The 1794-nt window shown below is 52.5% G+C and carries 2 protein-coding genes; both read right to left on the reverse strand.

From position 1 onward, the window contains the following. Positions 1 to 42: 42 nt before the first annotated feature. Positions 43 to 468: a glutaredoxin-dependent arsenate reductase gene (gene arsC / locus HMPREF9538_RS21200; protein ID WP_004152097.1), complete on the reverse strand. Its 426-nt coding sequence runs from the start codon at positions 466 to 468 to the stop codon at positions 43 to 45. A 12-nt stretch (positions 469 to 480) separates the two neighbouring features. Beyond that, positions 481 to 1770, reverse strand: a complete 1290-nt coding sequence (arsB, locus tag HMPREF9538_RS21195; protein ID WP_004152098.1) for an arsenite efflux transporter membrane subunit ArsB — start codon at positions 1768 to 1770, stop codon at positions 481 to 483. Positions 1771 to 1794 lie beyond the last annotated feature (24 nt).

The following is a 1794-nucleotide window of genomic DNA, read 5'->3' on the forward strand; positions in this document are numbered from 1 at the left end:
CGGGGGGGGGGGGGAGAGAGGGGGCCCCCCCCCCCCTTTCGGTTATTTCAGCCGTTTCCCTGCCTCATCTACTACTTTCTCGCCGTCTTCCTTAGCAAATGCGCCTTTTTGCGCATCCGGAAGAATATCCAGTACCACTTCGGAAGGGCGGCACAGACGCGTTCCCAACGGTGTCACCACAATCGGACGGTTAATCAGGATCGGATGCTGAAGCATAAAATCGATTAACTGATCGTCAGTAAACTTATCTTCCTCAAGCCCCAGTTCTTCATAAGGCTCGACGTTTTTGCGCAGCAAAGCCCGGACTGAAATGCCCATATCTGCAATGAGTTTGACCAGCTCATCGCGTGACGGTGGATTTTCAAGGTAATGAATAACGGTCGGTTCATTACCACTGTTGCGGATCATCTCCAGCGTATTACGCGACGTGCCGCAGGCCGGGTTGTGATAAATGGTGATGTTGCTCATATCAGTATCTCATTACAAAGTGAAAGAGAGACGTAGCGCCAGCGCTGCCAGCGTTACAAACAGCACAGGCAGAGTCATGACGATCCCGGTGCGGAAATAGTATCCCCAGGTGATGGTCATATTCTTCTGTGAAAGGACATGCAGCCAGAGCAGCGTTGCCAGGCTACCAATAGGTGTAATTTTAGGTCCCAGATCGCAGCCAATCACGTTGGCGTAGATCATCGCTTCTTTGATAACGCCTGTTGCGGTGCTTCCATCGATAGAAAGAGCGCCAACCAGCACGGTAGGCATGTTGTTCATGATGGAAGACAGGAAAGCCGTCAGGAAGCCAGTACCCAGCGTTGCAGCCCAGAGTCCTTTATCCGCAAGTACATTCAGCACACCTGAAAGGTATTCGGTTAGCCCGGCGTTGCGCAGACCGTAGACCACCAGGTACATCCCCAATGAGAAGATGACGATCTGCCATGGCGCACCGCGCAGCACTTTGCCAGTTTTAATGGCATGGCCTCGTTTAGCTACTGCAAACAGGATCACAGCTCCAACAGCCGCAATCGCGCTAACGGGAATACCAAGCGGCTCAAGGACAAAGAACCCAACCAGCAGAAGTATTAAAACTATCCAGCCGGTTCTGAAGGTTGCCAGATCTTTAATCGCTTTTGCCGGTGCTTTCAGAAGAGCCAGGTCGTAAGTCGGTGGGATATCCTTGCGGAAGAACAAATGCAGCATAACCAACGTGGCAACAATGGCTGCAATATCCACCGGCACCATTACCGACGCATACTCGGTGAAGCCCAGTCCAAAGAAGTCTGCAGAAACGATGTTAACCAGGTTGGACACGATAAGCGGCAGGCTGGCTGTATCGGCAATAAACCCGGCAGCCATGACGAATGCCAGTGTCGTGCCTTTGCTGAACCCTAATGCCAGCAGCATGGCGATGACTATCGGCGTCAGAATAAGTGCCGCACCATCGTTGGCAAACAGTGCCGCCACCGCTGCACCAAGCAGAACGATATACGTAAAGAGCAAACGGCCACGACCGTTACCCCAGCGCGAAACATGCAATGCCGCCCATTCGAAAAAGCCGGACTCATCAAGCAGCAGGCTGATAATAATCACGGCAATAAAGGTCGCCGTCGCGTTCCAGACGATATTCCACACCACCGGAATATCGCCCACATGCACAACGCCAGATATCAGAGCCAGTCCCGCGCCCAGCATTGCACTCCAGCCGATCCCTAATCCCTTTGGTTGCCAGATAACCAAAACAATGGTCAGGACAAAAATAGCGCCTGCCAGTAACATAAAACCTCCTGACAGGGCGACTTT

Origin of the sequence: Klebsiella sp. MS 92-3 (assembly GCF_000195655.1) — a bacterium.
Lineage (GTDB): Bacteria > Pseudomonadota > Gammaproteobacteria > Enterobacterales > Enterobacteriaceae > Klebsiella > Klebsiella pneumoniae.